Origin of the sequence: Priestia sp. RMT2NF4, assembly GCF_047872835.1 — a bacterium.
In the GTDB taxonomy this organism is placed as follows: Bacteria; Bacillota; Bacilli; order Bacillales; family Bacillaceae_H; genus Priestia; species Priestia zanthoxyli.
Window position 1 is genome coordinate 527,254 of record NZ_JBLQZO010000003.1, and the last position, 24,280, is coordinate 551,533.

Genomic DNA, 24,280 nt, shown 5'->3' on the forward strand with positions numbered 1-24,280 from the left:
TGATAAAATTGTCTACAATATTAGTAACTGGAGGAGCTGGCTTTATAGGCTCACATGTATGTGATTTTTTACTGAATAATGGAAATGAGATCATAAATATTGATAATTTTAATGACTTTTATGATCCAAAGATAAAGGAGAAAAATGTTAGTCACAATTTAAGAAATCCTAATTATAAATTAATAAGAGGAGATATAAGAGATTTAGACTTGTTAGATAATGTATTTAAGAATAACGAAATCAATGTTGTAGTTCATTTGGCCGCTATGGCAGGAGTAAGACCGTCTATAAACGATCCTTTGCTATACGAAGAAGTCAATGTTAAAGGTACAATTAATCTAATGGAAATGTGTAAAAAATATGGAGTTAACAAATTTGTTTGTGCATCTTCATCTTCTGTATATGGCAATAACAAGAAAGTTCCGTTTTGTGAGACGGATGTAGTGGATTACTCAATTTCTCCATATGCGGCAACTAAAAAATCTTGTGAAGTTTTTGGACATACGTATCATCATTTATATAATATAGATATGATTATGTTACGGTTTTTTACTGTTTATGGACCTAGACAGAGACCAGATTTAGCTATTCATAAATTCACTAATCTAATTTCCGAAAATTCAGAAATACCTTTTTATGGTGATGGATCTTCGGAGAGAGATTACACTTATATTGATGATATTGTTGATGGTGTATTTCAATCTATTCGCTATTTGACAGACAACGATAAAGTATATGAAATTGTCAATTTGGGAGAGTCAGAAACCATATCTTTATCTAGTATGGTAGAAACTCTTGAAAATGAATTGAATCTTGACGCTAAATTAAAGTTACTACCGATGCAGCCTGGAGATGTGATTAGGACGTTTGCAGATATCTCAAAGGCTAAAAATTTATTAGGTTATAACCCAAAAACCAGTTTTAATAAGGGAATAAAAGAGTTTGTTAAATGGTATAAAAAAGAACAAGGAAAGAGTAATAAGTACTTACCCCTTTAAAGGGATAAGTATTTTTTATTACTCTTATATAATTTAAATGCTGTTGAGGAGAGAAAGTATGAAATTTTCATATTATTTACGACTCATTGAAGAAGATTATCTAAATAGGTATTCTAGTAAAATGACTTTTTCTAAACTACTCATTTCTTATATTACTGATATTAATTTTAGGGTAACTGTAAGATTTCGAATACAAAGTTATTTTAATTCTAAAAGCAAAAAATTAAAAATTTTTGCTGTTTTTATAAGGAATGGGAATATAAAAAAATATGGCGTAGAGATAGGAATAAATACTAAAATTGACGGTGGAGTTAATCTTCATCATGTGAACGGTATTGTCATTGGAGATGGAGTAGTAATTGGAAGAAGGGCTAACATTTTTCAACAAGTTACAATAGGTAAAAAAAACAATGCTTATCCTTATATAGGAAATGATGTTACTATTTACCCAGGTTCAAAGATTATAGGTGATATAAATATTGGAAACAATGTAACTGTAGGTGCTAATTCAGTTGTCAACAAAAGTGTAGTCGACAACATGGTGGTAGTTGGTATACCGGCCTCTGAAATAAATAATAAACGTCAAGTGGTGAGAATTTAAATAAAAATGAAAAATAAAAGCTTAATAAAGACTTTTTTTAGTTTCTCTATAGGTCCGTTGGGAGCAGCTATAATAAATTTTTTAACTGTACCTATTACTACATGGCTAATTAGTCCTGAAGAATTTGGAAAAACATCTTTGTTTTTACTAATGCAAGCTCTAGCAACTGCAGTAATGTTTTTGGGTCTAGATCAAGCTTATGTACGAGAATACAATGAAAAGACGAATAAAAAAGAATTATTGTTTAATTGTATGTTTTTTCCTTTCTTTCTTTCTTTATTAATTTCGTTTCTACTTATATTTTTTTCGGAAAATATTACGAATAATTTCCTTCAAAACCAAAGTCAGTTAGTTATAATAATGTTTGCAGTGTGGTTACCTTTCATTACGTTGGAAAGATTTCTTCTTCTTAGCATAAGAATGGAAGAACGTGGATTAGTGTATTCTGTTTTTAATATATTAGTAAAGTTTTTAATAATGATTTTTACTATAGTACTTTTAATATGCTGGTCTAAAAGTTATTTAATGGTAATAGCAGCAAATGTAATAGGGCAGATCATCACAGATTTTCTTCTAATATTATATTGTCGAAGCAAAATTATATTAAATTTAAAATATTTAAATTTAAATTTATTGAAAAAAATGATTAAATTTGGATCTCCTTTTGTGCCAACTGCCATAATTATGTGGTTTTTAAATTCTACCGATCGTTTAGCTTTGGAGAAATTTAGTTCCTATGATGAGCTAGGAATTTACTTCGCAGCTTTGAAAATTGTAGGAGTATTGACTATCTTTCAAAGTATTTTTGCTACGGTATGGCTTCCTATTGCTTACAAGTGGCAAAAAGAAAATGTAAGTACTCAAAAATTCACTCAAGCTAGTCGCTATATCGCATTTTCAATGTCTTTTGTGTTTATATTTATTCTATTAATTAAAGATATTTTTGTATATGTACTTTCAGTTGAATATAAAGATGTTACTTTTATCATCCCATTCTTATTGTTTTATCCAATCATGTATACATTAGGTGAAACTACTGGGCTAGGAATTTCGTTCTCTAGAAAAACGCACTATAACATATGGATTTCTATAATACTTTCTATAGTAAATGTAGCATTAAATTTTTTATTAGTGCCGTATAAGGGAGCTATTGGGGCATCTATTGCATTAGGATGTACATATATTGCTTATTTTTGGATCAGAACTCTAGTCTCTAGAAAATTCTGGTACGAATTTAATCTAACATATTATTTCATTCTAAATGTAGTATTAGTTATCGTAGCTGTAGGAAATCTATTTATTCACAATTATGTTATATATTTGTTTAATGGCTTTTTTCTGATTCTTATTTCAATCTATAATCGTAATATTCTAAATGAAATTTATATGAAATTGAAAGAACGTTTAAAATGGAAAAAATTAAAATTGTCTGATTGAAATAATCTTTGACTTTTGTTTTATATTATTTTTTAAAAAGTAGGTAGGTTTAGGTGACTAAAAATAGAGTATGTATAATTGGGCAATTCCCCCCACCGTTGCACGGCTTGTCAATTGCTTTACAGACTATAGTAAATAGTGAAGAAATAAAAGAAAAATATGTAGTGGAAAACATAGATATTAAAAATAATAAAAGAATAATAAGTAACCTCTTTAAGATTGTTAAAACGGATGCTGATTTGTACTATTTTACAATTTCTCAATCATTGTTTGGAAACTTAAGAGATATGCTAATACTCAAATTAATCCTTATTAAAAAGAAAAAAGTAGTTATTCATTATCACGGTGGCTATTATAAAAAACTTTACGATAAAATGAATATTTTTCAAAAGAAAATTAATAAAGTTTTAATATCTAAGATTGATATAATGATAGCTTTAAGTAACGGACTAAAAAAATTATTTGTAGATGTTATTAATCCAGAAAAGGTTAGAGTTTGTGAAAACTATATCGAGGACTCTAGTATAATGAGTGATGATGAATTTAAGGATAAACTAGCAACTATAAAAAATAAAGATAAAATTGAAGTATTATACCTGAGTAATTTTATTGAATCTAAGGGCTATAAGGAAGTGTTGAAAGCTGCATCCAACTTTAAAGACCAACAAGTATTATTCCATTTTGCAGGAGCTTTTTTCGAAAAAAAGGATGAGGTAGATTTTATGCAATTTATTGAAGAAAATAGATTGCAAAGCGTTGTTAAATATCATGGAGTTGTTAGAGGTGCACATAAAAAAACTTTATTAATGCAGTCAAATATTTTTGTGCTACCTACCTATTACCCGAATGAAGGTCAGCCTATATCAATTATTGAAGCAATGGGAAATGGTTTAATGATATTAACAACAAGTCATGCAGGTATACCTGATATAGTCAATGAGAATAATGGATTTTTAATCAACCCAAAAGCTCCAGATGAAATTGTTAATTGTTTAAACCATATGCTATTAAATAAAGATACTCTAATTTCATTCGCAAGAGAAAATAGAAAGGTTACTTTGGAAAAGTTTCGAGAAATTCACTATCTTGAAAGAATCCAAAGTATTTTTGATGAGGTATTAGAAAAATGAAAGTTGATTTATCAAAATACAATCAAGATGATTATGATCGTGGTAAAAATGGATTAGTAGTGATACTTTGGTGGTTTATACAAGGAACCCTATTTAGATACTCTATTCATAATATGTATGGGTGGAGAAGATTTTTATTAAGATTATTCGGAGCTAAGATTGGTAGAGGTGTTAAAATTCGATCTACTGCCAAATTTACTTATCCTTGGAAGATATCTATATCACACCACTCTTGGATTGGAGATGATGTAGTATTCTACAGTCTAGACAGTATTTTTGTTGGGGAGAATTGTGTAATATCTCAGAAATCATATCTATGTACAGGAAGCCACAAAATTAATGATCCATATTTTAGTCTAGTTACTCAACCTATATTTGTGAAGGGTGGAGCATGGTTAGCAAGTGATGTTTTTGTGCATCCGGGTGTTACCATTAACGAAGCAGCTGTTGTAGCTGCAAGAAGTACCGTTATAAAAGATGTTCCTGCTAACGAAGTACATGCAGGCACACCTGCAATATATGTAAAAAAACGCTGTGAGGAAGAGGAAGATGAATTATTGTGAAGAAGAAAAAAATTGCTTTTGTTATTAATTACTTTTATCCAGACCTTGCATCAACTGGACAGTTGCTTACTGAGTTATGTTTAGACCTTCAAGATGATTTTGAAATCGTTGTAATAGCAGCTCAACCCGGTTATGCAGGTGAGCAAGCTAAAACTACTAAATTATTTCAAAGGGATTATTTAGAGAATATAAAAGTCATTCGTATTCGTTTACCAAAAGTCGATAAGACATCTAAGGTGAGTAGAATGAGTTATATATTCTCTTATTTTGTATTAGCAAACCTTGCTTTGTGGAAGGAAAAAGGCATAGACGCAATTTATACAATTTCACAGCCTCCTATATTGGGTGGGTTAATTGGTACTATTGGTAAATTCTTTAAAAAATCTAAGCATATCTACAATATCCAGGATTTTAATCCGGAGCAAGCCGCTGCTGTTAGCTATACGAATAAACAATACATTTTTAAATTTGCTAAGCAATTAGATATGCTAAATTGCAGGTATTCGGACTGTGTTATTGTTGTTGGAAATGACATGAGTGAAACATTAAAAAAGCGCTTTGAGAATAAAAAAATTCCTCATCATGTGGTGATTAATAACTGGACAAATGAAGCTGAAATTCTTCCTTTGTCTAAAGAAGATAATCATATTCAAAATTTCCTTAATAAAAATAACTTAAGCAATAAATTTATTATTATGTACTCAGGAAATATTGGCCTTTATTATGATTTGGAAAATATTATAAAGATAACTAAGTATTTCGAAGATTACGAAAACCTCGCATTTGTTTTTATTGGAGAAGGTGCGGTTAAGCAAAAAATGCAACTATTTGTAGAAGAAAATAAAATCAGCAACGTTTACTTTCTACCTTATCAACCGAAGGAATTTATTAAATATTCTTTAAATGCTGGAGATGTACATTTAGTTGTTAATCAAAAGGGTATTAAAGGTGTATCTGTGCCCAGTAAAATTTATGGAGTTATGGCCGCTGGTAAACCTATTTTAGGTGTGTTAGAGCAAGGAAGCGAAGCTCAAATGCTGATTGAGAAAAGTAAATGTGGTGTTGTTGTAGAACCTCAAGATTATGAAGGGATTACTGCGCAAATTGAATACTTATATAAACTAGAAAAAGATAAATTGTTAAATTTAGGATTTAACGGCCGGGATTATTTGGATCAACATCTAAAGAGAGATATTTCAATTAACAAATACCGGGAAACCCTAAATGATGTTTTACAATCTTAAATAAAATGTGAAGGGGTACTTGAAAATGAAAATTGCAGTTGTAGGCACGGGTTATGTTGGGTTAGTAACGGGGGTAGCTCTGTCACACATCGGTCATGATGTAGTATGTATTGATATCAACGAAAATAAAGTACAAAAGATGAGACGAGGTATTTCCCCTATTTATGAACCAGGCTTAGAAGAGTTAATGATTCACAATATAGAAGAGGGAAGACTGCGCTTTACAACTGAACACGAAGAGGGATTTGCTAAAGCAGAAGCTATTTATATAGCTGTCGGCACACCCGAGAAGGAAGATGGATCAGCAAATTTAGTCTTTATTGAACAAGTAGTAAAAGATATTACAGATCACGTTAAGCATGATGTTGTTGTTGTCACAAAGAGCACGGTACCTGTTGGGACAAATGATTATATTAAAAGCTTGTTAGTAAAACACATTCCTGAAAACATTCGAGTGGAAGTTGTTTCTAATCCAGAGTTCTTACGAGAAGGTTCGTCTGTACATGATACATTTCATGGCGATCGCATTGTTATTGGAGCGGAAAGTGCAGAGGCTTCTAACTTAATAGAAGAGATTAATAAGCCTTTTGGTATTCCGATATATAAAACAGATATTAAAAGTGCTGAAATGATTAAATATGCTTCTAATGCATTTTTAGCCACAAAAATTAGTTTTGTTAATGAAATTTCTAATATTTGTGAAAAGCTTGGAGCTAATATCGAAAGTGTATCTAGAGGTATGGGAATGGATCAACGTATCGGAGGAATGTTTTTACAAGCAGGTATTGGGTACGGGGGATCATGTTTTCCTAAAGATACCAAAGCTTTAACACAAATTGCCGCGAATATTCATCACGATTTTAAGCTGTTAAAAGCAGTTATTGAAGTCAATAATAAACAGCAAGATTTGTTAGTAGTCAAAGCAAAAACTCGTTTCGGAAGCTTAGATGGAAAGAAAATTGCCATATTAGGTTTGGCATTTAAACCAAACACAGATGACATGCGTGAAGCAGCTTCCATTGTTGTTTCTCAGCATTTAATTGAAGAAGGTGCCAAGGTTACGGCTTATGATCCAATTGCGACTGATAATGCTAAACGAATCTTACCAGGAGCTGTTGAGTTTACTGATACTTTAGAACAGGCAATTCAAGGTGTTGATGCTGTATTTATTTTGACAGATTGGACCGAATTCAAGGAGTTAAATAGAGACGTATATAAACAGCATATGAAACATGCTGTGATTTTTGATGGGCGAAATTGTTACGACCTAGAAGATATGGAGCAATACAACATTGAATATCACTCAGTTGGAAGAAAAACTATTTATGTAGAAGAAACGCAGTCAGTCTTAAAATAATCCACGCTAAGTGTAAATAAACAGATCTTTTATTTGGAGGGAAATTAATGAAACTTGTCTTATTATCTGGTGGATCTGGTAAACGTCTATGGCCATTATCAAATGATACGCGTTCCAAGCAGTTTTTAAAAGTCCTAGAAGGGCGAGATGGAAGCAAAGAGTCAATGGTTCAGCGTGTATGGAATCAGATTAAAGAAGTCGGCTTACATGAATCTACAGTTATTGCCACGTCTAAGCTTCAGCGTGATATGATTCAAGGACAGGTGGGCATAGACATTCCGCTTATTATTGAACCTGAGCGTCGTGATACGTTTCCAGCTATTGCGCTAGCGGCTTCTTATCTTCATTCTGAAAAACATGCATTAGAAAACGAAATCATAGTGGTTTTACCAGTTGATCCTTACGTAGAAGATGGATTTTTTGAAAGAGTGAAAGATTTAGAAATTGCCCTTCGTGATTCTAATGCAGATTTAGCTTTAATGGGGGTAACACCTACCTACCCTTCTTCTAAATATGGATATATTGTGCCTGAGTATAAAGTAGATGATTATAGTCATTTCAAAGTAGAATGTTTTACAGAAAAGCCGACTGAAGAAGCAGCCGTGGAGTTAATTAAACAGCGCGCTCTTTGGAATTGCGGCGTTTTTGCATTCAAACTGGGATATTTACTTAAGATTTTAGAAGAAAAAAACTTACCTCTTCAATTTGAAACACTGTATAAAGAATATACAACATTGCCTAAGATTAGTTTTGATTATGAAATTGTCGAAAAAGCCAATCATATCGTAGCTCTCCCTTATGATGGATATTGGAAAGACCTTGGGACATGGAATACACTAACAGAAGAAATGGTCACTTCTCAAATTGGAAAAGGTGTCCTCACTGAAGATTCCGCTAATACACATTTAGTCAATGAGCTAGATATTCCTGTGACAGTACTAGGTGTAAAAGATGTAATTGTGGCAGCAAGCCCAGATGGTATTTTAGTTGCAGATAAAGCATCAAGCCCTAAAATCAAAGAAATCATCGGGGACTGGAACTATCCTCCAATGTATGAAGAACGTATTTGGGGATGGTCGCGTGTCTTAGATTATGCGAAGTATGATGAAGAAACTGAAATGGTCACGAAACGCATTCACATTTCTAAAGGAAAGAATTCTACTTATCATTATCACAACATACGTGATGAAGTATGGACAATTGTAAGAGGTGAAGGGGAACTTGCTTTGGATGACTATATTCGTCGTGTAAAGGCAGGAGATATTATTCATTTGCCTGCTGGTAAAAAGCATGGTATTCGTGCGCTTAGTGATCTAGAATTTATTGAAGTACAAACAGGAAAAGTAATTTCAAATGAAGACAGTATTCGTCTAATTTACGATTGGAACGAGGTAATCAAACAATTCCAATTATCTAGACCACAAGTGATTTTGTAAGAGGAAGAAGTTTCCTTAATGATAAAGGATTCTAATTGTATGAACAAACAGGGAGGTGCCGCTGACTGGAAACAATAGCTTATTATATTTCAGATTATGGATATGGGCACGCTACCAGAAGCACTGCCATTATTCGTGAATTACTAAAACAGAATGAGCAAATTAAGATTATTATTTGTCATTCGTTTGCTATTCGCTTTCTTCAGCAATCATTTAAGAATGAGCAGCGCGTACAGTTTCGGAATGTTTCAACAGACATAGGTTATATTTTAAAAGAAAATTCGTTAGAGCCCGATAAAAATTTGTTAAACCACAAACTTGTTTCCTATGTTTCAAGCTTCGATACAAGAGTTGAAGAGGAAAGTGCCTTCATGGAGAAAGCAAAAATCTCTTTTGTCATATCGGATATCTCACCTTTAGGAATTGCTAGTGCGTCAGCCTCCGATATTCCATGCTTAGGAATATCGAATTTTACATGGTTTACTGCCTATGAGGGGTTAGTAGAAGATGAGTTACTTTCTTTTCTAAAACAGCAATATAAAAAGATGATGTATTGGTTCTCATTAGCATGTAGCGCAGAGGGTAATTGGATTATAGAAGAAAAACAAAGTTTTGGGTTTTATTCGAGAAACATAGACAATCTAGAAGTGCAGCGTATTCGCAAGCACATTGATCCTATAGGCAAAAGCCGTATCATCTATTTCGGTTTAGGTATGAAAGTAGATGTTGAAAAACTTAGTGAACTTCCTATATGGAAAAGTTCAAACTGCAAATTTATTGTTTCATCTAACTTAAATATCCAGCATTCAAATGTATATAAAATTCCCAAAAACGAAACAGAAACGCAGTACCATGTAGCTGCAGCTGACCTTGTTATAACAAAAGCTGGATGGGGAACGATTAGTGAAGCAATCTGTGCTGGAGTGCCACTCCTAGTTATGAATCGTAGCAGTATGAAAGAGGATAAAAATACGACTGATTATTTAACTAAACATAATCTATGTGAGTTAATAAATTGGGAAGAATTACAGTCAATAGTGGTAACCGATAATCTCATTAATAAGTGTAGAAAACAAAGTGGCACCCGATATCAAAACGAAACACTCAGTATTGCTAAAGAGATAATAAAAAAAATAAACAGTAAGTAAGGGGTTCATTTGAAATTATGAAAAAAGCACCCATCTATTTAACTCCTCTGTTTCAAAAACGCATTTGGGGGGGAGTAGAGTTAAAGAAAAAGTACGGGTATAATATTCCTTATTCTCAAACGGGGGAGTGTTGGGCAATTTCAGCTCATCAAAATGGTCAAAGCATTGTTCGTTACGGAGAATTAGCAGGAAAGTCATTAGGAGAGTTATGGGAAGAATGTCCTGATCTGTTTGGTCATTTTGAAAGTGACCGTTTTCCGCTTTTAACAAAAATTTTGGATGCCAATGATGATTTATCTGTACAGGTGCATCCAAATAATGAATATGCAAGTGAATTTGAGAATGGAGAGCTTGGTAAGACAGAATGTTGGTATATTATTGATTGTGACGCTAATGCAGATATAATCTTTGGACATCATGCTAAATCTAAAGAAGAATTTATCCATTTAATTGAAGAAGGAAATTGGGAAAGTTTGTTGCAAAGAGTAAAGATTAAGCCGGGTGATTTCTTCTATGTACCTAGTGGAACAATACATGCTTTATGTAAAGGGACGCTTGTCCTAGAAACGCAGCAAAGCTCAGACACTACATATCGCGTCTATGACTACAATCGTCCTGGACAAGACGGCCAGCTCAGAGAGCTTCATTTAAACAAAGCAATCGAAGTAACGACTGTTCCACATGCTGCGGTAAATATAGAGCCTGCAATTGCAAAAACCTCTGGAGGTAGTATCACAACGTTTGTTGAGGAAGATTATTTTACCGTATACAAGTGGGATATTAAAAGTTCTCTGTCATTAACTCAGGAAGCCCATTTCACATTAGCAAGTGTTATCAGCGGTGAAGGTAAAATAATTTCTGAAGGTGAAGAATTTTTAATTAGTTTAGGGGATCATTTTATTATTCCAAATCAAATGCAGTCATTCACGATTACGGGTAATGTTCAGTTGATAGCTTCGCATCCTAATAGTAAAGGAGGTCGTCAACGTGACGTGGAAAGCACAGCTAGACAAGTGGCTAACGTTTGATGATTTGAACAAAGAATTAAAAGATGAATTACTAACAATGAAAGAAAACTCAAAAAAAGCAGAAGATGCTTTCTATAAAAATTTGGAGTTTGGAACGGGTGGAATGCGAGGAGAGCTTGGTCCGGGGACAAATCGTTTGAACATCTACATGATTCGTAAAGCAACAGAAGGGTTAGCCTCTTATATAGAAGAAAACGGAGAAAAAGCTAAGGATCGAGGAGTGGTTGTGGCCTATGACTCTCGCCATAAATCTCCTGAATTTGCACTAGAAGTAGCGAAAGTATTAGGACAACATGGTATTAAGACATATATTTTTAAGGAGTTGCGTCCAACGCCTGAATTATCCTTTGCGGTTCGCTATTTACATGCTTTTGCTGGTATTGTTATTACAGCAAGCCATAATCCTCCTGAGTATAATGGGTACAAAGTGTATGGAGAAGATGGAGGACAGCTTCCTCCAGCTGCTGCTGACACTATTATTTCATATGTGAACGCAGTGGAAAATGAGTTAACCATTCCTGTTCAAGAAGAGCAAGAGGTTCTTCAAAACGATTTGTTAACTTACATCGGCGAAGAAGTAGATGCTGCTTATATTGAACAACTGCAGACAATTCAGTTAAATCGTGAAATTGTTGAAGAAGTAGGGAAGGACTTAAAAATTGTCTTTACACCTTTACACGGCACAGCTAATAAACCTGTTCGTGATGGGTTAAAAGCATTTGGTTTTACGAATGTGACAGTTGTAAAAGAACAAGAGCTTCCTGATGCTAATTTTTCAACGGTAACATCACCTAATCCCGAAGAACATGAGGCTTTTGAATTAGCTATCCAATATGGTAAAGAAATTGATGCTGATATTCTTATGGGAACAGACCCTGATGCCGATCGATTAGGAGTTGCTGTGAAGAACGAAAAAGGTGATTACGTAGTACTAACAGGAAATCAGATGGGAGCTTTAATGCTTCACTATTTATTAAAACAAAAGAAACAACAAGGTACTTTACCTGAAAATGGAATTGTGTTAAAAACAATTGTGACATCTGAAATTGGGCGTACCATTGCTTCGAGCTTTGGTCTAATAACCATTGATACATTAACAGGCTTTAAATTCATTGGTGAAAAAATTAATGAATTTGAGCAGACAAAAGAATATCAATTTCAATTCGGATATGAAGAAAGCTATGGTTATTTGATTGGTGACTTTGTGCGTGATAAAGACGCTGTTCAGTCTGCAGTTTTTGCGGCTGAAGTTGCAGCATATTATAAAGCGCAAGGTAAATCATTACATGACGGTTTAGTAGAAATCTTTGAAACATATGGATTTTATAAAGAATCCCTGCAGTCTTTAACCTTAAAAGGAAAAGATGGCTCGGAACAGATTGCTAGTATCTTAACTGAGTTTCGTCTTAATCCTCTAACACAAGTTGCTAATTTAAGAGTAGCTACTGTCGAGGATTATCTTATTAGTGAAAGAAAAAACATGGTAAATCAAACTGTTGAAGCTATTCAGCTGCCAAAGTCAAATGTACTGAAATATCATTTAGAAGATGGCTCTTGGTTTACGATCCGCCCTTCTGGGACAGAACCAAAAGCAAAGTTCTATTTCGGTGTGAAGAAAGGTTCGTTAACAGAAAGTGAAAAAGCTCTAAAAATATTAGAGGAAAAAGTAATGGAAAGTGTAAACAATCTTTTATCGACACCGATATAAAAGAAACAAGTAGTAAAATAATGACTATATTGACGAAAGCATATAGTAATTGTATATTTTGTCAAGTATAATGAAAGGTATGTCTATGTTACTACAAGCTATTACGTTCGGAGGTCAATCATGGAAGAAACAATTAGTTTGCGAGATTTGTTTCAAGTATTGCGTAAGCGTTTGTGGCTTATTGCGTTAATAGCAATTGTCGCAGCAACCATTAGTGCAGTTATTAGCTTTTTTATATTAACACCTGTATATCAAACAAGCACGCAAATTCTTGTAAATCAGGCAAAGTCAGAGCAACAGTTGTATAATGCAGGGGCTGTGCAAACCAATGTTCAATTAATTAGCACGTATAACGATATTATCAAAAGCCCCGCTATTTTAGATACAGTTATTGAGAAGCTAAAATTAGAGGGTTCAGCCAAATCTTTAAGCGGACAAATCCAAGTAACCAGTGCTCAAAACTCGCAGGTTGCTCTAATTACCGTTCAAGACACAAATGCAAAGCGTGCAACGGAAATTGCTAATACGACAGCATCCGTTTTTCAACAAAAAGTACCTAAGATTATGAATATGAATATTGATAATGTTAGTATTCTATCCAAGGCGGATCTTGCAGCAAGTAAAAGCCCCGTCAAACCCCAGCCTGTCTTAAATATTGCAATTGCGTTGGTGGTAGGTTTAATGGTAGGTATCGGATTATCGTTCTTATTAGAGTACTTAGATAATACGGTTAAAACAGAGCAAGATATTGAAAATATTCTGGAGCTTCCAGTAATGGGTGTCATTACAAATATTAAGGACGTACCTAAAGCAACAAACATACAGCGTCCTGATATGAAGGCTCGTGTACCGCAAAGAGGTGAGACATTTGGCTCGTAAAGAAAACAAAAATGATAAGATGCTAACATTAAAACGACGACTTCTTGCGCATAACAGTCCAAAAGATCCGGTTGCTGAACAATATCGTACAATTCGTACAAATATTCAGTTTTCAGGTGTAGATCAAGATATTAAGTCGCTGCTTTTAACTTCGAGCGGAACTGCTGAAGGCAAATCAACTACTGCTTCAAATTTAGCAGCTGTTTATGCTCAGCAGGGATTAAAGGTATTATTAGTTGATGCGGATTTACGCAAGCCGACGGCTCATTACACATTCCATTTAGAAAACCACAGTGGTCTTACAAACGTTCTAACCAGACAGTCTAGTTTGGGACAAGCGGTTCAGGGGACAGAAGTTAGTGATCTGTATGTTTTAACAAGTGGCCCTGTTCCACCAAATCCGTCTGAGCTTCTTGCCTCTTCTCAAATGGAAGAGCTGTTGAAAGAAATGAAGCAGCAGTTTGATATGATTATTTTTGATACGCCTCCTATCTTAGCGGTCGCGGATGCGCAAATTTTAGCAAATCAATTAGATGCTTCTATTTTAATAGTAAGCAGCGGGAAAACAGAAAAAGAAGCGGCTTTGAAAGCAAAAGAGTTGTTAGTTCATGCAAAGTCAAAGCTGCTTGGCGCAGTGTTAAATAACCGTAAAGCAGACAGTGGAAACTACTATTATTATTATGGAAGTAACTAATTTTTTTGTGTATTTTAGATCTTGGTTATATGAAATAAGACCTCGGAACGTAATCGTTTCGAGGTCTTATTTATATATGAATCTAGCAAATGAAAATTTTAAAATATGAAGAATTTAACAAAAAACACATAGGAATAACGACAAAAATATGCTACTATAACACTACTTTAATCAGGTCTTAAGATAGGGTGTTGGAAAGGAGGATAATAGATGATTGATTTACATTGTCACATTCTATCTAGTATAGATGATGGGGCTTTAAATGATGAGATAAGCTTAAAAATGGCTCGAAAAGCTGTTTCAGAAGGTATTTATACAATTGTAGCCACACCTCATCATCAGAATGGACGATATCTTAATGAGAAAAAAGATATCGTACAATATGTTCAGAAATTAAATGAGCTATTGAAGAAGGAAAAGATTCCATTAACAATCTTACCTGGACAGGAAATACGGCTTTACGGTGAGATCCTTGATGATTACCAAGCAGATAAAATTTTGACGCTTAACGATACAGGGAAATATTTATTTATAGAATTTCCATCTAGTCAGGTGCCGCATTATGCAGAGCGATTGTTGTTTGATATTCAATCACAAGGGTTAATTCCAATTATTGTGCACCCTGAAAGAAATAGTCGTTTGCTTGAAGAACCTAATCTTCTCTATAAATTTATAACGAATGGAGCTCTCGCTCAAGTAACAGCTGGAAGCGTGACAGGCCGTTTTGGGAAAAAAATTAAAAAGTTTTCTCATCAGCTAATTCAATCAAATCTCGTGCACTTTGTATCCTCTGATGCTCATAACCTTGAAGGCCGCTCGTTTTATATGAGAGAAGCTTTAGAAGCTATAGAAAGTGAGTATGGACAGGATACAGTATATACGTTTCTAGAAAATGCTCAGTATGTGATACAGGGTCAAATGTGTTACAAAGAACCCCCAGAGATGATTAAAAAGAAAAAGTTTTTAGGCATCTTTTAAAGTGCTTTATTTATACTAAACTACGTATCTAAAAGGAGAAATGAACATGCAAAAAGTTAAAAAGGCCATTATTCCAGCAGCAGGATTAGGAACTCGATTTTTACCAGCAACAAAAGCCATGCCAAAAGAGATGCTTCCAATCGTCGATAAGCCAACGATTCAATATATTATCGAAGAGGCAATTGAATCAGGTATTGAAGATATTATCATTGTAACTGGTAAAGGCAAGCGTGCAATTGAAGATCATTTTGACAATGCACCTGAGCTAGAGCAAAACTTAGCTGAAAAAGGAAAGTTTGAGCTGCTAGAGAAAGTTCGTCAGTCTTCAAATGTGGAAATTCACTACATTCGCCAAAAAGATCCAAAAGGATTAGGGCACGCAGTGTGGTGTGCGCGTAACTTTATTGGCAATGAGCCTTTCGCGGTATTGTTAGGAGATGATATCGTACAAGCAGAAACGCCGGGCTTACGTCAGTTGATGGATGAATACGAACAAACATTATCATCTGTTATTGGTGTTCAAACTGTTGCTGATAATGAAACGCACCGCTATGGTATTGTTGATCCAACTTCAAGTAAAGGCCGCCGTTACCAGGTTAATTCGTTTGTTGAAAAGCCAGCGCCAGGAACTGCACCTTCTAATCTAGCAATTATGGGCCGCTATGTGTTTACACCGGAAATCTTTAAGTTCTTAGAAGAGCAGGAAGTAGGAGCGGGCGGTGAAATTCAGTTAACAGATGCGATTCAAAAGCTAAATGAAATTCAGCGCGTATTTGCCTACGATTTTGAAGGAAAACGTTATGACGTAGGAGAAAAGTTAGGCTTTATTCAAACATCTTTAGAATTTGCTCTTCAGCATGAAGATCTACGTGAAAATCTTCTTGTATTTATGGAAGAGTTGCTGAAGCAAGAAAAAGTACGCGCATAACATTTATTTTTTATAAAAAAAGTGATGAAGTTTCCTTCATCACTTTTTTTATTAGTTAAGATTCAAATGCTGTTTTAACTTGCTAGAAAGCGCTTCGCGCGTAGCATCTGATACGGCATAGTAGTAAATGCCGTCGATTTTTTCACCTTTACCATCCACTTGCAGCTGTTCTACGTTATGACGTGCATCTTTGTAGTTAGACTGAATTTGTTTCATATCATCAAATGTAAGGTTTGTTCTAACGTTCGTTCCGATTGTATCTAGAATTGTACCGTAATTAGCAAGAGATTGAACGCTTGCTCCTTCTTCAATAACTCCTTCGATAATTTGACGCTGACGCATTTGACGTCCAAAGTCTCCGCGAGGATCTTGTTTACGCATACGTGAGTAAGCAAGAGCTTCTTTTCCATCAAGCGTAAGCTTTCCTTTTTTAAAGCTGTATCCGTCATAATCAAAGTTCAGATCGTTGTTAACTGTAACTCCTCCAACTGCATCTACAATGTCTTTAAAGCTTTCCATGTTAACCTGTACGTAATAATCCACAGGCACGTCTAAGAATTTCTCTACCGTATTAACAGCCATATCTACGCCTCCAAATGCATAGGCATGGTTAATCTTATCCGTTGTACCTTTTCCTACAATTTCTGTACGTGTATCACGAGGGATACTAACCATTTTCATCGATTGATCTTTTGGATTTATCGTCATTAAGATTAATGAATCTGAACGGCCGCGATCTCCAGCGCGCTGATCTACTCCTAGAAGCAGGATGGAGATCGGATCACGCTTACTAAATGAGACTTTTTCTGAGCGTTTCTCTGAAACATCACGGTTTAATGGCTCATGTGTTTGTGTAAAAGTCTTTTCAACCGAATGCCAAATGCTATAAGCATAAGCTCCTACTCCAAGAATTAGTACTAAAATAATGGCCATGGTAATTTTTAAAGCGCGTTTTTTCTTCGGTTTTCTTCTTTTACGTCGTCGAGTTTGAGGCTCTGTCATAATCGGTTTCTCTTCCTTTGCTTAATATATTGATAAAACAAATGAACTACTTATGTACTTCATTAATTCTTATCTCTTTTTTATACGTAACAGAAAGCCTATAAAAATATGACATATTGACTTATTTTTATCCACTTATTCTCAAATTATATTATAATAAAGGCAAAAAAGAAAGATATAGTAGAGGAGACAATTTATGAAAATATGGGTCAATGTTCTAGCTTTGCTTGTGCTTATAGCATCTTTAGTAGCGGGTAAAATGTATTGGAATCACCAAGCTTCTGAGCAGTCAGCGGTAAGGCCAATCAAGATAGAAAATTCTAGTTATGTAGAAGGTGAAGAAGCTTCGTGGAAACAGTATACGCAAAACCTTCCGAAATCGGTGATAGCAAAAATAGAGCAAGCAGAAAAAACGAAAAAACCTATGAAGCTAGTGATTGTAGGCTCTGCTCCTAAAGAAAAGGTACAGAAAACTTGGGGGACTTTACTGAAGGAAAACCTGAAAAGCACTTATGGTGAAGATTTAATGGATACACAAGTATATGAATATTCAGATATGACGACGTTGAAATTTATAAACAACGGAACTTATAAACAAATTTTGGATGAAAAGCCAGACGTTTTGTTATTTGAGCCGTTCCTATTAAATGATAACGGAGTAGTAGGTATCGATAATACGCTAGAAAATATTAATGTGATTATGAGCCGTTTAAAAGAGAAAAATAGTGAACTAGTTACTATTCTACAGCCATCAGCACCTGTATATAAAGCAGAAAATTATCCAAATGATGTAAAGGCGTTAGAGGAATTTTCTAAAGAAAATGGATACGAGTATCTTAATCATTGGAATGTATGGCCGGATTATCGTTCTAAAGACATTTTAACATTTTTAGGGGAAACTTCTGGTCAGCCTAATGACAAGGGAGAGCAGCTATGGGCACAGTATTTGGAAGCGTATTTTACTAATTCACCATAAGAATTATAGAAACAAACAGGTTACCTCTTCGGCTAATCTGTTTAAATGTTTATAGGTATAATGAACTAAAAATGAAGAAATTGTGCATTTTAAGACAGAAATATAGCTTTTTAGACTCGAAACATGCACATAAGAAGATGTCTTCCTGTATGTGGAAAAGTTCGTGCAGTACGTATGTTATAATATAATTTATGGAATATTACCCATGAATTGAGACATAGAAAGAGGAGACAAACGAATGATTGACATACATACATACATTTTGCCGGAGATGGAAAATGGACCTAAAAGCCACGATGAACTTTTGCAGATGGCAGACGCACTAGTGAAGCAAGGAATAACAAAAGTGGTTGCGACTCCTAAATATGAAGGACCTGCTTCAAGCTGCACATCAGCGGTAGGATTTGCAAATGAATACCTGCGAAAAGCTTCTATTTCACTAACTATTTTACCGGGACAAAAAGTAACTGCAACCAATCATATGACTTTGTTTAATCAAGATTTCTATAAGATGACTATAAATGAAAATGAAAAATATATGTTTTTGGAGATTCCGCAAGATATGGAAATTGAAGTAGTAGAAAATATTGCATATGAGCTCCAGCTAAAGGGAGTTGTGCCGGTCTTAAATGAACCTGAATGCCATCCGTTATTTATAGATAATCCTGCCAACTTATATATGCTTGTAAAAAATGGAGCAGTCGTTCAGCTGTCTGCACAAAGTGTGCTGGGCGGCAACGGCAATAAAGCTAAAAAAGCAGCTTATCAGTTCATTGATCACGGATTAGCACACGTGATTGCATCAGGTGTGAATCGTGAAAACTACCAGCAGTACGGCCTGCAAAAAGCCTATTCTGCTGTTTCTAAAAAATACGGCAACAGTAAGCTCTATCATTTCATGGAAAATGCTGAGGCTATTGCGAACGGGGAGGCTGTTTATAAACAAGAGCCTGAGCGCATCAAAAAAACAAAATTTCTAGGAATTTTTTAACTTTTCCCTTTGTACCCTGATTAACTTCTGTTTAATCGGGGTATTTGCATACAAAGACCTATTTCAGTCCCTTCTTTTATCATCATTACTTGGATTTATTTTACAAATTATGTTTACGTTTTCATAAATAAAAATAGTAAAATATTGTCAGTTAAGTAGATGACAGGAAAGTACGCGGTTTTCCGGGGTTCGTGGAGGTAAATGTCGAGAAGAATACATAGTTTCACACTAGAAATCGTCGTAGAATAGAGCTATACAAAACGCAGGGAGGGAAATAAAGTGATTGATATTCATACGTACATATTACCTAATATCGATAGCGGACCTGAGGAAGTAGACGGCTTTTTGAAGATGGCACGCTCCTTAGCGGATCAAGGCGTTCAGTCCGTTGTGGCGACGCCTCTTTATGACAGCGATCAAGAGTTTATGAAACACCATTTATTTCTCTATGTAAATGCAGCTAATGAATGGCTCACAAATTCATGTGTTCCTCTACAAGTATTACCAGGTCAGCTTGTCCCTTTATCGCCTCAACTTCTGCGAAACTATGAGCGAAATCAGCTTCTTACGCTTAATCACACCGATAAATATTTGTTTCTTTCACTGCCTGAATATGATATCTCACCTTATTTTGAAAAAACGCTGTATGATCTTCTCACAAAAGGCGTTGTGCCTATTCTACGTTCACCAGAATGTCATCCGATTTTCCGAGATCACCCTGAGCGTTTGTATGAGCTTGTTAAAAAAGGCGTGCTCGTTCAGCTAAGCGCTGCTAGTATTCTCGGTTTAAACGGAAAAAAAGAAAGAAAAGCGGCCTGTACGTTTATTAAATACCGCTTAGCCCACGTGATTGCCTCTGGCGTTCATGCTCGCAATTACCACGACTATTCACTTTCAAAAGCGTATGATTACATTTCCGATATGTACGGTGCGTCAGAACTTTATTTTTTTATTGAAAATGCAGAAGCGATTATCGACGGTCGTCCGGTGCATCAATTAGATCCTGAGCCGATGAAAAAATTTAGTTTATTTAAATTATTCAGCTGAAAACAAGGGACTTTTCCATAAAAACGGGAAAGTTCCTTGTTTTGTCTTTCTTTCATTGTGGTATGGAATAGAAACAAAGTTAAAGAAAGGAAGGCTGAATATGATAAAAACTACAGCTGGCAAAGCAGCCATGTCGGTATTAAAAGAATGGAAGATCGATCACATTTTCGGTATGCCGGGAGATTCTATCAATCATTTTATGGACAATCTGCGCAGTGAAAAAGATGAAATTGAGTTTATTCAAGTCCGTCACGAGGAAGTAGGCGCACTTGCCGCATCTTCTTACGCTAAAATCACGGGTAAAATCGGCGTGTGTCTGTCAATTGGAGGACCGGGTGCGATTCATCTATTAAACGGTTTGTATGATGCTAAAGCAGACGGTGCACCGGTGCTAGTGCTAGCCGGACAGGTGCCTCGTGCGAAGCTTGGCAATGAATCGTTTCAAGAAGTGAACTTAGAACGTGTTTTTGACGATGTGTCGGTGTTTAATCACCGCGTAGATTCACCTGAATCATTTCCACATCTGCTGCAGCAAGCGATTCGAACGGCTTACGCGAAAAAAGGCGTCGCGGTTTTAGTTATTCCAGATGATATTCCTTCTTCAACGATTAAAATTGATTCAAAAACGCCAATTGCTAATGTATCAAAAAGCATTTCTCACAGTGACCCGGAAGATGTAGCTAAAGCGCTTTTAGCCATTAAATACGCAAAGAAACCGGTTATTTTAGCAGGAACAGGTGCAAAGCACGCAAAGCTCGAATTAGCGCAGTTTGCGGAAAAAATTGCGGCACCAATTATCTTTACGCTTCCGGGTAAAGGGATACTGCCTGATCATCATCCTTATAACCTAGGGCAGCTCGGTCAAATTGGGACAAAGCCGGCGTATGAAGCGATGGAAGAAACCGACTTATTGATTATGGTGGGAACATCGTTTCCGTACCGTGAGTTTTTACCGGACGGGGTTGAAGCGATTCAACTGGACTCTGACGCCACACAAATTGGCAGACGCTATCCTGTATCGATTGGCTTAGTCGGAGACTCGAAAACGACGCTGTCACAGCTTGCGCATAATTTAGATTATCAAGAAAACCGCCGTTTCTTAGAAGAGTGTCAAGTTAATATGGAAAACTGGTGGAAGCACGTAGAAAAAGAAGAAAACGAAGTGAGTACGCCAATCAAGCCGCAGCAAGTCATTCCTAAGCTGCAAAAAATTGTTGACGATGATGCGATTGTATCTGTTGATGTCGGGAACGTGACGGTATGGATGGCGAGACATTTCCGTATGACAAATCAAAAATTTGTCATTTCAAGCTGGCTGGCAACGATGGGCTGCGGACTTCCGGCTGCGATCGCAGGAAAGCTTGCTCATCCTGAAAAACAATCGGTAGCCGTTTGCGGTGACGGAGGCTTTACGATGGTCATGCAAGATTTTGTGACGGCTGTGAAGTACAAGCTGCCGATTGTTGTCGTCGTCCTTAATAACAGTGAAATCGGCATGATTAAATACGAACAAGCCATTCAAGGTCACTTGGATTATCAAACGCAGCTCGGTGAAATGAACTTTGCGAAGTTCGCTGAATCGTGCGGAGGAATTGGCTACCGCGTTGAAAAATACGAAGAGCTCGAAACCGCTTTTGAAAAAGCAGCGCTTGCGAATGTCCCTGTGGTAATTGATGTCGTTATTGCGGATGAACCGCCGCTTCCAGGCAAAATTTCATTCGGACAAGCGGCCAATTATTCGAAGCACATCATGAAAAAGTTCTTTAAAGAACATGAGCTCGAAATGCCGCCGCTTCGAAAAGGACTAAGCAGAATGCTTTAATCAGTGACTCTCCTTACAGGAGAGTCTTTTTAGGAGGGATATCATGGGAGTGTTTGAAGTCATTTTACTTATTTTTGGTGCGGTCATGATGCTTGTGATTGTAGTGCCGGTTATTATTGCTGTTATTCTTTGGATGAAAGATGAAAAACAAGAAGAGCATTCGGTTTTGAGAAACTATCCGCTGCTTGGGAAAATGCGCTATATTTTTGAGAAAATGGGGCCTGAACTGCGTCAGTATTTATTTTTAAATAATAACGAAGGCAAGCCGTTTTCTAGAAATCAATATGAACAAACCGTTAAGTCAGGTAAATACCTCAACCGAATGATGGGGTTTGGCTCAGAGCGTGATTTTAACGAACCGGGCTATTATATTCGAAACGCGGTGTTTCCAAAGCAGCGCGATGAAATGAAAGCGGATAATACGCCAAAAATTAAAACGAAAGTATATAAAATGGACGCCGATAACTTATTCAGCCGAAGAGAGCACCGCGAAGAAAAAGAAGCGGATCCGTTTTATTTGCGAGATGAAGATGCGGTCGTGATAGGTCCTTCATGCAAAAATCCCTTTGTTGTAAAAGGATTAATCGGTCAATCAGGCATGAGCTTTGGAGCGCTTGGTGACCACGCGATTACCGCTTTATCCCTAGGATTAGGACGAGCAGGCGGCACGTGGATGAACACGGGAGAAGGAGGCCTGTCACCGTATCATTTGAAAGGAAACGTCGATATTATTTTTCAAATTGGCCCTGGGCTTTTTGGCGTTCGGACAAAAGAAGGCGAATTTTCATGGGAAGAATTTAAAAAGAAAAGTGAAATGAAGCAAATCAAAGCGTTTGAAATTAAGCTCGCCCAAGGAGCCAAAACGCGAGGCGGTCACGTAGACGGTTCCAAAGTAACGGAAGAAATCGCAGAAATCCGCAACTTAAAGCCAGGAGAATCGGTAGACAGTCCAAATCGTTTTAAAGAGTTCGCGTCGTATCCTGAAATGTTTCAGTTTATTGAAAAGCTTCGAGATGTGGGCGGCAAGCCAGTAGGCATTAAAATGGTTGTAGGAAACACAAATGATCTTGAAGAAATGGCGGCGTATATGAAAGAGACCGGAAGCGGTCCTGACTTTATTACGATTGACGGAGCAGAAGGAGGAACAGGCGCATCGTTTCAAGAATTAGCGGACGGAGCGGGGGTACCGCTGTTTTCAGGACTTCCTTTTGTAGATGAACTGCTTAAAAAGTATGGCGTTCGTGATGAAGTGAAGCTTTTTGCATCGGGGAAGCTGTTAACGGCTGATAAAATTGCGACGGCTTTATCACTGGGTGCCGACTGCGTAAATATTGCCAGAGGCTTTATGTTTTCCGTTGGCTGTATTCAAGCGCAGGTTTGTCACAATAACAGGTGTCCCGTGGGCGTAGCGACAACAGATCCAAAGCTGCAAAAAGCGCTTATTATTGAAGAAAAATCATATCGGGTGTGCAACTACGTGCTGTCATTACGTGAAGGGTTGTTTAATTTAGCAGCAGCTGCCGGCATTGATTCACCAACGAAGTTTTCAAAAAAACACGTGGTGTTCAAAAACAGCAGCGGACAGTTAGCTGATATTTCTGTAAAAGAAAAGATGTACGTATAAAAAAGCTGCCGATCGGCAGCTTTTTTATTGTCTTCGCTGAAGCAAATGCAGGCAAAACTCTAAGTCTTTTTGTAGGTGCTCTTGCATTAATGCTTCCGCTTTTTCAGCATTGCGTTCTTTAATAGCGTTATAAATGTCTTCATGTTCGTCAATTAAAAACGGGCGGTTGTAAAACACCACAGTGTGACGGAATAAGTAAATGATCGACTGCATGCGGTCGATAATATTAATCATTACGTCATTGTTGCTTGCGTTCACAATAATGGCGTGGAACCGTTCATTTGCGCTCATAATTTCTTCAAACGAGCCGTTCCTTCCGATGTCTACGCATTCCTTTAATTCTTCTAATTCGTTATCAGATAAAAAAGTCGCGGCAGCTTTGGAAGCTGAGCCTTCTAGCAGCATTCGCACTTCAAACAAGTTGCGCAAATCTTTTTCTGTCGGCGACACCACTTTTTTTCGGACAATCAATCCTTCATATTCTAAGCGTCTAATGGAGTCACGAATCGGCGTTCGGCTGAATCCAAGCTCGCTCGCTAATTTTTCTTCGACGATTTTTGTACCGCCTTCAAGCTCACCGTTTAAAATTTTATCTCGAATCATCTCATAAGAAGGGTGATGAGACGAACGAGATCCTTGATTTCTTAACATACTCTACTTCACCTCTAGCATTCGACACGAGGAAATCT

General features: G+C 36.2%; 22 protein-coding genes. 20 read left to right on the forward strand and 2 right to left on the reverse strand.

Annotated elements, in window-relative coordinates; translation table 11 throughout:
- Nucleotides 1-8 precede the first annotated feature (8 nt).
- From ACMX9J_RS16130 to galU, 15 genes are all read left to right on the forward strand, one after another.
- Nucleotides 9-998, forward strand: a complete 990-nt coding sequence (locus tag ACMX9J_RS16130) for a GDP-mannose 4,6-dehydratase (RefSeq protein WP_416225999.1) — start codon at nucleotides 9-11, stop codon at nucleotides 996-998.
- Between the two features lie 58 nt (nucleotides 999-1,056).
- Entirely contained in the window at nucleotides 1,057-1,599 is a 543-nt protein-coding gene (locus ACMX9J_RS16135; RefSeq protein WP_416226000.1) for a serine O-acetyltransferase, read from the forward strand.
- Nucleotides 1,600-1,605: 6 nt separating this feature from the next.
- On the forward strand, nucleotides 1,606-3,036 hold the full coding sequence (locus tag ACMX9J_RS16140) for an oligosaccharide flippase family protein (RefSeq protein WP_416226001.1): 1,431 nt from the start codon (nucleotides 1,606-1,608) through the stop codon (nucleotides 3,034-3,036).
- 53 nt (nucleotides 3,037-3,089) lie between these two features.
- The gene (locus tag ACMX9J_RS16145; protein ID WP_416226002.1) at nucleotides 3,090-4,166 is read left to right on the forward strand and encodes a glycosyltransferase family 4 protein; all 1,077 of its coding nucleotides are present in this window, start codon (nucleotides 3,090-3,092) and stop codon (nucleotides 4,164-4,166) included.
- Complete coding sequence (locus ACMX9J_RS16150; RefSeq protein ID WP_335403108.1) at nucleotides 4,163-4,729, forward strand: WcaF family extracellular polysaccharide biosynthesis acetyltransferase; 567 nt, start codon at nucleotides 4,163-4,165, stop codon at nucleotides 4,727-4,729. Before ACMX9J_RS16145 ends, ACMX9J_RS16150 begins: the two co-directional genes overlap by 4 nt.
- Nucleotides 4,726-5,973 (forward strand): glycosyltransferase family 4 protein, encoded by a 1,248-nt coding sequence (locus ACMX9J_RS16155; protein WP_416226003.1) that lies wholly within the window; start codon nucleotides 4,726-4,728, stop codon nucleotides 5,971-5,973. Before ACMX9J_RS16150 ends, ACMX9J_RS16155 begins: the two co-directional genes overlap by 4 nt.
- Nucleotides 5,974-5,998: 25 nt before the next feature.
- Nucleotides 5,999-7,330, forward strand: coding sequence for a UDP-glucose/GDP-mannose dehydrogenase family protein (locus ACMX9J_RS16160; protein WP_335402737.1), 1,332 nt, complete (start codon nucleotides 5,999-6,001; stop codon nucleotides 7,328-7,330).
- Nucleotides 7,331-7,377: 47 nt separating this feature from the next.
- The gene (locus tag ACMX9J_RS16165; protein ID WP_416226004.1) at nucleotides 7,378-8,766 is read left to right on the forward strand and encodes a sugar phosphate nucleotidyltransferase; all 1,389 of its coding nucleotides are present in this window, start codon (nucleotides 7,378-7,380) and stop codon (nucleotides 8,764-8,766) included.
- A gap of 86 nt (nucleotides 8,767-8,852) precedes the next feature.
- Nucleotides 8,853-9,914, forward strand: a complete 1,062-nt coding sequence (locus ACMX9J_RS16170) for a glycosyltransferase family protein (protein ID WP_416226058.1) — start codon at nucleotides 8,853-8,855, stop codon at nucleotides 9,912-9,914.
- Between the two features lie 17 nt (nucleotides 9,915-9,931).
- Entirely contained in the window at nucleotides 9,932-10,942 is a 1,011-nt protein-coding gene (gene manA / locus ACMX9J_RS16175) for a mannose-6-phosphate isomerase, class I (protein ID WP_335402733.1), read from the forward strand.
- On the forward strand, nucleotides 10,902-12,650 hold the full coding sequence (locus tag ACMX9J_RS16180) for a phospho-sugar mutase (protein WP_416226005.1): 1,749 nt from the start codon (nucleotides 10,902-10,904) through the stop codon (nucleotides 12,648-12,650). Before manA ends, ACMX9J_RS16180 begins: the two co-directional genes overlap by 41 nt.
- Before the next feature lie 120 nt (nucleotides 12,651-12,770).
- Nucleotides 12,771-13,529 (forward strand): YveK family protein, encoded by a 759-nt coding sequence (locus tag ACMX9J_RS16185; protein ID WP_416226006.1) that lies wholly within the window; start codon nucleotides 12,771-12,773, stop codon nucleotides 13,527-13,529.
- Between the two features lie 19 nt (nucleotides 13,530-13,548).
- Entirely contained in the window at nucleotides 13,549-14,223 is a 675-nt protein-coding gene (locus ACMX9J_RS16190; RefSeq protein WP_416226059.1) for a CpsD/CapB family tyrosine-protein kinase, read from the forward strand.
- A gap of 210 nt (nucleotides 14,224-14,433) precedes the next feature.
- Nucleotides 14,434-15,201: a tyrosine-protein phosphatase gene (locus ACMX9J_RS16195; protein WP_310876786.1), complete on the forward strand. Its 768-nt coding sequence runs from the start codon at nucleotides 14,434-14,436 to the stop codon at nucleotides 15,199-15,201.
- 46 nt (nucleotides 15,202-15,247) lie between these two features.
- Nucleotides 15,248-16,129, forward strand: coding sequence for a UTP--glucose-1-phosphate uridylyltransferase GalU (gene galU, locus ACMX9J_RS16200; protein WP_042992268.1), 882 nt, complete (start codon nucleotides 15,248-15,250; stop codon nucleotides 16,127-16,129).
- Between the two features lie 51 nt (nucleotides 16,130-16,180).
- Here galU and ACMX9J_RS16205 read toward each other — a convergent pair whose 3' ends face one another.
- Nucleotides 16,181-17,131, reverse strand: a complete 951-nt coding sequence (locus ACMX9J_RS16205; protein WP_416226007.1) for a LytR family transcriptional regulator — start codon at nucleotides 17,129-17,131, stop codon at nucleotides 16,181-16,183.
- A 196-nt stretch (nucleotides 17,132-17,327) separates the two neighbouring features.
- Here ACMX9J_RS16205 and ACMX9J_RS16210 point away from each other — a divergent pair, with 196 nt between their 5' ends.
- The 5 genes from ACMX9J_RS16210 (at nucleotide 17,328) to ACMX9J_RS16230 (ending at nucleotide 23,591) form a co-directional block, all read left to right on the forward strand.
- Nucleotides 17,328-18,107, forward strand: coding sequence for an SGNH/GDSL hydrolase family protein (locus ACMX9J_RS16210; protein WP_416226008.1), 780 nt, complete (start codon nucleotides 17,328-17,330; stop codon nucleotides 18,105-18,107).
- Nucleotides 18,108-18,345: 238 nt separating this feature from the next.
- Nucleotides 18,346-19,098 (forward strand): tyrosine-protein phosphatase, encoded by a 753-nt coding sequence (locus ACMX9J_RS16215; RefSeq protein ID WP_416226009.1) that lies wholly within the window; start codon nucleotides 18,346-18,348, stop codon nucleotides 19,096-19,098.
- Between the two features lie 279 nt (nucleotides 19,099-19,377).
- Nucleotides 19,378-20,145: a tyrosine-protein phosphatase gene (locus tag ACMX9J_RS16220; protein WP_338705309.1), complete on the forward strand. Its 768-nt coding sequence runs from the start codon at nucleotides 19,378-19,380 to the stop codon at nucleotides 20,143-20,145.
- A 100-nt stretch (nucleotides 20,146-20,245) separates the two neighbouring features.
- Nucleotides 20,246-21,967 carry a pyruvate oxidase gene (locus tag ACMX9J_RS16225; protein WP_416226010.1) on the forward strand — a complete coding sequence of 574 codons (1,722 nt, stop codon included), beginning with the start codon at nucleotides 20,246-20,248 and terminating at the stop codon, nucleotides 21,965-21,967.
- 85 nt (nucleotides 21,968-22,052) lie between these two features.
- The gene (locus ACMX9J_RS16230) at nucleotides 22,053-23,591 is read left to right on the forward strand and encodes an FMN-binding glutamate synthase family protein (protein ID WP_416226060.1); all 1,539 of its coding nucleotides are present in this window, start codon (nucleotides 22,053-22,055) and stop codon (nucleotides 23,589-23,591) included.
- Nucleotides 23,592-23,615: 24 nt separating this feature from the next.
- On the opposite strand, the gene ACMX9J_RS16235 is transcribed toward ACMX9J_RS16230, so the two are convergent.
- On the reverse strand, nucleotides 23,616-24,242 hold the full coding sequence (locus tag ACMX9J_RS16235; protein ID WP_047751465.1) for a GntR family transcriptional regulator: 627 nt from the start codon (nucleotides 24,240-24,242) through the stop codon (nucleotides 23,616-23,618).
- Nucleotides 24,243-24,280: the final 38 nt, after the last annotated feature.

What these genes read in the sequence shown, in the direction of transcription:
- ACMX9J_RS16135 (WP_416226000.1), top strand. Translation starts at nt 1,057, where the DNA reads ATGAAATTTTCATATTATTTACGACTCATTGAAGAAGATTATCTAAAT.
- ACMX9J_RS16140 (WP_416226001.1), top strand. Translation starts at nt 1,606, where the DNA reads ATGAAAAATAAAAGCTTAATAAAGACTTTTTTTAGTTTCTCTATAGGT.
- ACMX9J_RS16150 (WP_335403108.1), top strand. Translation starts at nt 4,163, where the DNA reads ATGAAAGTTGATTTATCAAAATACAATCAAGATGATTATGATCGTGGT.
- ACMX9J_RS16160 (WP_335402737.1), top strand. Translation starts at nt 5,999, where the DNA reads ATGAAAATTGCAGTTGTAGGCACGGGTTATGTTGGGTTAGTAACGGGG.
- ACMX9J_RS16165 (WP_416226004.1), top strand. Translation starts at nt 7,378, where the DNA reads ATGAAACTTGTCTTATTATCTGGTGGATCTGGTAAACGTCTATGGCCA.
- manA (WP_335402733.1), top strand. Translation starts at nt 9,932, where the DNA reads ATGAAAAAAGCACCCATCTATTTAACTCCTCTGTTTCAAAAACGCATT.
- ACMX9J_RS16185 (WP_416226006.1), top strand. Translation starts at nt 12,771, where the DNA reads ATGGAAGAAACAATTAGTTTGCGAGATTTGTTTCAAGTATTGCGTAAG.
- ACMX9J_RS16190 (WP_416226059.1), top strand. Translation starts at nt 13,549, where the DNA reads ATGCTAACATTAAAACGACGACTTCTTGCGCATAACAGTCCAAAAGAT.
- ACMX9J_RS16195 (WP_310876786.1), top strand. Translation starts at nt 14,434, where the DNA reads ATGATTGATTTACATTGTCACATTCTATCTAGTATAGATGATGGGGCT.
- galU (WP_042992268.1), top strand. Translation starts at nt 15,248, where the DNA reads ATGCAAAAAGTTAAAAAGGCCATTATTCCAGCAGCAGGATTAGGAACT.
- ACMX9J_RS16205 (WP_416226007.1), bottom strand. Translation starts at nt 17,131, where the DNA reads ATGACAGAGCCTCAAACTCGACGACGTAAAAGAAGAAAACCGAAGAAA.
- ACMX9J_RS16210 (WP_416226008.1), top strand. Translation starts at nt 17,328, where the DNA reads ATGAAAATATGGGTCAATGTTCTAGCTTTGCTTGTGCTTATAGCATCT.
- ACMX9J_RS16215 (WP_416226009.1), top strand. Translation starts at nt 18,346, where the DNA reads ATGATTGACATACATACATACATTTTGCCGGAGATGGAAAATGGACCT.
- ACMX9J_RS16225 (WP_416226010.1), top strand. Translation starts at nt 20,246, where the DNA reads ATGATAAAAACTACAGCTGGCAAAGCAGCCATGTCGGTATTAAAAGAA.
- ACMX9J_RS16230 (WP_416226060.1), top strand. Translation starts at nt 22,053, where the DNA reads ATGATGCTTGTGATTGTAGTGCCGGTTATTATTGCTGTTATTCTTTGG.
- ACMX9J_RS16235 (WP_047751465.1), bottom strand. Translation starts at nt 24,242, where the DNA reads ATGTTAAGAAATCAAGGATCTCGTTCGTCTCATCACCCTTCTTATGAG.